Origin of the sequence: Nocardia sp. NPDC056564, assembly GCF_042793755.1 — a bacterium.
In the GTDB taxonomy this organism is placed as follows: domain Bacteria; phylum Actinomycetota; class Actinomycetes; order Mycobacteriales; family Mycobacteriaceae; genus Nocardia.
Window position 1 is genome coordinate 54,113 of record NZ_JBHTUR010000017.1, and the last position, 4,947, is coordinate 59,059.

Consider the following 4,947-nt stretch of genomic DNA (forward strand, 5'->3'; position numbering starts at 1 on the left):
GTAAGTACGTCAAGAGAGGGGCTCATGGCTCAGACATCCGCCGACGCCCAGCGCGCGCCGCTCAACCGGGACAAGGTGCTGCGCACGGCCATTCGGTTCGCCGACGAGCAGGGGCTCGCGGCGTTGTCCATGCGCAAACTGGCGCAGACGCTCGGCGTCGAGGCGATGTCGCTGTACAACCACGTGCGGAACAAGGACGACCTGCTCGACGGCATCGCGGACCTGGTCGTCGCCGAGATGGGCGTGCCGGAGGTCGGCGGGGATTGGCAGGCGGCCATGCGCGCACGAGCGCACGCCGCGCACGCCGCACTGCTGCGCCATCCGTGGGCGACCGGCCTGATCGGTTCGCGGCTCAATGTCGGGCCAGCCATGCTGCGCTATGTCGACGCCACCGTCGGCTGCCTGCGCGCCGCGGGCTTCTCCTACCAGCTGGCCGACCGCGCGTGGAACGCGATGGACAGCCACATCTACGGATTCACCCTGCAGCAGGTCAACTTTCCGCTCCAGCCGGACGAATACGCTTCCGCGGCAGCACAGTTCCTGCCGCTCATCCCGGCGGATCGGTTCCCCTACATGAACGCGCTGTCGCATCTGGTTATCGACGGAAAGCACACGGGCATAGCCGATTTCGACTTCGGCCTGAACCTGATCCTGGACGGGCTGCAACGCCTCCTCGACGCCGACTGACGGTCAGACCCCGGCCGACCGGTCGATACCCACCGTCGCCTGCGGATTGGTGACGTCTCGAATGGTCCGGAGCGCGGCGATCAGCCCGTCGAGCTGCGCGGGCGCCAGCAACCCGGTGAACCAGCGCTCGACCGCGTCCAGATAGTCGGGCAGCACCTCGCCGAGCCGCGCCGCCCCCGGATCGGTCAGCACCGCGTACGCACTGCGCCGATCACCCGGATCGAGTTCGCGTTCGACCAGCCCCGCCCGCGCCAGCCGATCGACCAGCCGGGTGACACCGCTCGTCGACAGCGTCGTCTGCGCGGCCAGGTCCGTCATGCGCAACCGCCGATTCGGCGAACGACTCAGGCGCATCAGCGCATTCAGGTCCAGGCCGGACAGGCCGTGCGCCTTCCACACCGGCTCCAGCTTGGTGACCACCCCTTCGTACGCCTCGAACAGCAGACCCATCGTGGTGAGCCGGGGGTCGTCGAACAGTTCGGTCGCATCCATGGCTCCCAACCTACCCGAAGTATTTGCTACGGGGATAGTTGACACGAGGAATACTCCGTTGTAGAAATATGCCAACGCATTATTCCGCACGACAACTACTGGAGCTTCGATGTCTGACACCACCGCCTGGGTCGCCGGTTTCCGTTCCGCGGTCATCAGCCCGTACGAGCAGGTCAAGCTCACCGAGTCACAGGCGTTCGCCGACCAGACCGTGCGCCAGGTGCTGCACCTGGCCGGCGGCGGCGAGCAGGTCCGGATCCACCTGACCAACCTCTTCGGCCGGACCCCGCTGGTCATCGGTGCCGCCCGGATCGCGTTGCGTAAGTCCGGCAGCGAGATCATCCCGGAGACCGATCTCGCGCTGCGGTTCGACGGCGCGGAGCAGATCACCATCCCGGCCGGCGGCGCGGTGGTCAGCGATCCGGTCGAGCTGGCGGTGACCGCGGGTACCGATCTGGCGCTGAGCCTCTACCTGCCCGAGCCGACCGGTCTCGCGACCCTCTCGCACCAGCCGAGCGAAATCGCCTATGTCGCGGCCGGAAACGTCGTCTCGTCAGCGGATCTCGCAGTCGCCGAGGAGGTTCCGGTCCGGTTCTACGTCACCGGCGTGGACGTGCTCGCCCCCGCGGGCGCCGATATCGCTGTCGCACTAGGCGACTCGTGGTTCGAAGGCGTCGGCTCGACGGTGAGCGCGAACCTCCGTTCCGTGGACATCATCAACGGCAGGCTCGAGCACGGGTGGGTGGTGAACCAGGGCATCGGCGGAAATCGCTTGCTCACCAACGAAATCGGTGTGCCCGGCCTGGAACGATTCGACCGGGACGTGCTCAGCGTCCCCGGCGTCCGCACCGTGCTGATCAACTTCGGCATCAACGACCTGATCCTCGGCGGCATGTCCGGCGAACCGCACGCCACCACCGACCAGCTGATCGCCGGTTTCACCGAGATCGCCCGCCGCGCCCACGAGGCGAACCTGACCATCCACGCCGCCACCATCGGCCCCTACGCCGGCTGCATCTACCCCGGCATGCCGCTCGCGGAAACCCAGCGGACCCGCACCGAAGTGAACGAATGGCTGCGCGCCACCGACGTCTTCGACTCGGTCTTCGACGTGGCCCGCGCCGTCGAGGACCCAGCCCGCCCCGGTTTCATCCTGCCCGCCTTCGACAGCGGCGACGGCATGCACCTGAACGACGCCGGCCACCGCGCCATGGGCGAAACCGTCGACGTGGCGGCCCTGTTCAACTGAGACACGGACCTGAGCGCCGTTGCGCCACATCGCGCAACGGCGCTCCTCGTCGCCGCCCGGCTAGGATGCCAACCCGCGCAACACGATTGCCAGGCCGCCGCGGAACTCGTCGTCGACCGACATCGTCCTGGCCTGCGCCGCGGTCTGGGTCAGCAGCGGATACTCCTCGGGGGAGAGTTGTGCGATGGCCGCGGTCGCGGGGGCATTGATCGACGCGTAGTGCTGGTTCTCCAACGACCCGAGCAGAAACGCCACCAGGGTGCGCTGGGCGATCACCCGATCGGGTCCGGTGAAGCCGCCGTCGTCGAGCACCGACAGCATGGCCTCCATCCAGCGCAGGGTGCCGTTCGACGACTTGCGATGGCGAGGGACCAGCGGCACCGTCGCGGGATGCGCCGAGATGGCCGCCCGCATCCGCTCGAGCAGCGTGGCAAGGCGGTCTCGCCAGTGCGACTCGGCCGGGGTGGCTACGTCCAACCCCGCCAGCACCTGGTCGACCACCAAGACCTCCAGTTCCTCCCGGTCGGCGACGTAGCGGTAGAGCGCCATCGTGGCCATGTGCAGCTCTTTCGCCACGGCCCGCATGGTCAGCGCGGGCAGGCCGTCGCGGTCGATCACCGCGAGCGCGGCGGCGCCGAGATCGGATTTCGTCAGCGAACGAGGACGTGGCATGGGTTGACAGCGTACAAGCTACGCGCATACTGAACGTAGGCGTACGAGGTACGCCTACGAAAGGAATCGCTCATGCCGTTGCCCACGTCCGTCTCCGCCCGGGTCCTGACCACCATCGCCGGCGCCCCGGTCCCCGTTCCCGACCCGGATCGCCTGATCCACCTGCAGTTCCGCCGCTTCGCCGGCTGCCCCGTCTGCAACCTGCACCTGCGCTCGATCGTCGCCCGCCGGTCCGAGATCGCCGCCGCCGGCATCCACGAGGCAGTCGTATTCCATTCCAGCGCAACGGAACTGCGCACCTACACCGAAGACATCCCGCTCGACCTGATCGCCGACCCCACCCGCGAGCTCTACCGCGAGTTCGGCGTCGAATCCTCCCCGCGCGCCCTCCTCGACCCGCGCGGCTGGCCCGCCATCCTCCGCGGCGTAACCCACGCCGCCACCGCCGCCCTCCGCAAGCGACAACCCGCTCCCCCGGCAGCACCCGAAGGCGGCCGCCTAGGCCTGCCCGCCGACTTCCTCATCGCCCCCGACGGCCGCGTCCTCGCGGCCAAACACGGCACCCACATCTACGACCAATGGTCGGTCGACGAACTCCTCACCCTGGCAAAGGTTTCGGTACAACACCCGTGATCACCTTCGACAAGTCCACCCTCGCAAGGGCATCCGCCCTCTGCTTCGGCGGCCTGCTGGCCGGCGCATTCGGCTACGGCGCCGTCAATGTCCTCTACGCGTTCCGTGAGGTCCCGCTCGAGGTCCGCTTCACCTTCCACACCGCGCTGATGTCGGTGAACGGACCGGTCATGCAGTCCCTCATGGGCCTGACCATCCTCAGCTGCCTGGTCCTGGCGTTCCGGACGACCGCCCGCCACCGCTGGTTCTCCGGAACCGCCGCGGGACTGGCCATCGCCTCGTTCCTCATCACCCGCCTCGGCAACGTCCCGATCAACCAGCAGATCAAAGTCTGGGCGGTCACCTCCCCGCCGCCGGACTACGCCGAGATCCTCAACCGCTGGGAAGCGTTCCATTTCGCCCGCACGATCTGCGCCCTCCTGGCTTTCCTCCTGATCGTCACCCTCACCCTGACCCCCGCGAAAAGGGCGATCTCATGATGGATCCCTTTGCGCTGAAACACTTCGGCAGTCAGGGCAGCAGCAGTCCGGGATCGATGGTGAATTCGAATGGTCTGCGCAAGGTGACGGTGTCTCCGGCCGCCACTCGGTGAGTCAGTTCGTAGGTCTTGTCGTCGCCGAGCTCGTGAGCGAACAAGATCGGGAGGGATTCACCCGGCAATTGTCCTTTGAACGGGTTTATCTCGCATCGCCAGTAGTTAGGAATACCGGCCTCGGCGTAGACGACGGGTTTGACCATCCGGTCTTGCAGCGTCGTCGACCTGGACACCACTTCGACAACCAGTTTCACCTGTTCCGCGGGAATCCCGCGGCCATCCCAGTCGATCGGGCCGACAGCCGCAATCAGGTCGGGGATCGGTTCGTCCTCGCCGATCAAGACGCCGACACCTTCCATCACGAACAGATCCGGAGGAAGCGCTGCGTCGAGCGCACGCCCCAGCCACCTGATCAGCCACTGATGCTTGGGTTCAGGTGCGGCGTTGACGACGAGCTGGCCGTTCAACACCTCATAACGCAGTCCGTCGTCAGGAAGATTCTCGAGGTCCGCGGATGTCCAATAGTCGGCATGGGGCATCGGCATCGGGCACCTCCAACCTCGTTGAACGGGAGCAACTGAAGCCTTGCTGGTGTCGTCCGATCCTAGCTGAACGCGCTGGCCAATCCGCCTGTGAAGAGCACAGTTTCTGCTCTTCACAGGCGGATTGCCGGTGGAAA

At 66.7% G+C, this 4,947-nt stretch carries 7 protein-coding genes; 4 read left to right on the plus strand and 3 right to left on the minus strand.

Going from position 1 to position 4,947, the window contains the following annotated elements:
* Positions 1–24: 24 nt before the first annotated feature.
* The gene (locus ACFQ9K_RS33140) at positions 25–687 is read left to right on the plus strand and encodes a TetR/AcrR family transcriptional regulator C-terminal domain-containing protein (protein WP_378725837.1); all 663 of its coding nucleotides are present in this window, start codon (positions 25–27) and stop codon (positions 685–687) included.
* 3 nt (positions 688–690) lie between these two features.
* Here the strand turns inward: ACFQ9K_RS33140 and ACFQ9K_RS33145 are convergent, their stop codons facing one another.
* Positions 691–1,179, minus strand: a complete 489-nt coding sequence (locus ACFQ9K_RS33145; protein ID WP_378725839.1) for a MarR family winged helix-turn-helix transcriptional regulator — start codon at positions 1,177–1,179, stop codon at positions 691–693.
* A gap of 109 nt (positions 1,180–1,288) precedes the next feature.
* On the opposite strand from ACFQ9K_RS33145, the gene ACFQ9K_RS33150 reads away from it, so the two are divergent.
* On the plus strand, positions 1,289–2,428 hold the full coding sequence (locus tag ACFQ9K_RS33150) for a GDSL-type esterase/lipase family protein (RefSeq protein ID WP_378725841.1): 1,140 nt from the start codon (positions 1,289–1,291) through the stop codon (positions 2,426–2,428).
* A 60-nt stretch (positions 2,429–2,488) separates the two neighbouring features.
* On the opposite strand, the gene ACFQ9K_RS33155 is transcribed toward ACFQ9K_RS33150, so the two are convergent.
* Positions 2,489–3,100: a TetR/AcrR family transcriptional regulator gene (locus ACFQ9K_RS33155; RefSeq protein WP_378713609.1), complete on the minus strand. Its 612-nt coding sequence runs from the start codon at positions 3,098–3,100 to the stop codon at positions 2,489–2,491.
* A 72-nt stretch (positions 3,101–3,172) separates the two neighbouring features.
* On the opposite strand from ACFQ9K_RS33155, the gene ACFQ9K_RS33160 reads away from it, so the two are divergent.
* Together ACFQ9K_RS33160 and ACFQ9K_RS33165 are read left to right on the plus strand one after the other, a co-directional pair.
* On the plus strand, positions 3,173–3,733 hold the full coding sequence (locus tag ACFQ9K_RS33160) for a peroxiredoxin-like family protein (protein WP_378713610.1): 561 nt from the start codon (positions 3,173–3,175) through the stop codon (positions 3,731–3,733).
* On the plus strand, positions 3,730–4,212 hold the full coding sequence (locus ACFQ9K_RS33165) for an anthrone oxygenase family protein (RefSeq protein ID WP_378713612.1): 483 nt from the start codon (positions 3,730–3,732) through the stop codon (positions 4,210–4,212). The genes ACFQ9K_RS33160 and ACFQ9K_RS33165 overlap by 4 nt, the downstream gene beginning before the upstream one ends.
* 31 nt (positions 4,213–4,243) lie before the next feature.
* On the opposite strand, the gene ACFQ9K_RS33170 is transcribed toward ACFQ9K_RS33165, so the two are convergent.
* Entirely contained in the window at positions 4,244–4,813 is a 570-nt protein-coding gene (locus tag ACFQ9K_RS33170; protein ID WP_378713614.1) for a Uma2 family endonuclease, read from the minus strand.
* Positions 4,814–4,947 lie beyond the last annotated feature (134 nt).

Bases quoted from the DNA above. Each gene is read 5' to 3' on its own strand.
- ACFQ9K_RS33140 (WP_378725837.1), top strand. From the start codon at position 25: ATGGCTCAGACATCCGCCGACGCCCAGCGCGCGCCGCTCAACCGGGAC.
- ACFQ9K_RS33145 (WP_378725839.1), bottom strand. From the start codon at position 1,179: ATGGATGCGACCGAACTGTTCGACGACCCCCGGCTCACCACGATGGGT.
- ACFQ9K_RS33150 (WP_378725841.1), top strand. From the start codon at position 1,289: ATGTCTGACACCACCGCCTGGGTCGCCGGTTTCCGTTCCGCGGTCATC.
- ACFQ9K_RS33155 (WP_378713609.1), bottom strand. From the start codon at position 3,100: ATGCCACGTCCTCGTTCGCTGACGAAATCCGATCTCGGCGCCGCCGCG.
- ACFQ9K_RS33160 (WP_378713610.1), top strand. From the start codon at position 3,173: ATGCCGTTGCCCACGTCCGTCTCCGCCCGGGTCCTGACCACCATCGCC.
- ACFQ9K_RS33170 (WP_378713614.1), bottom strand. From the start codon at position 4,813: ATGCCGATGCCCCATGCCGACTATTGGACATCCGCGGACCTCGAGAAT.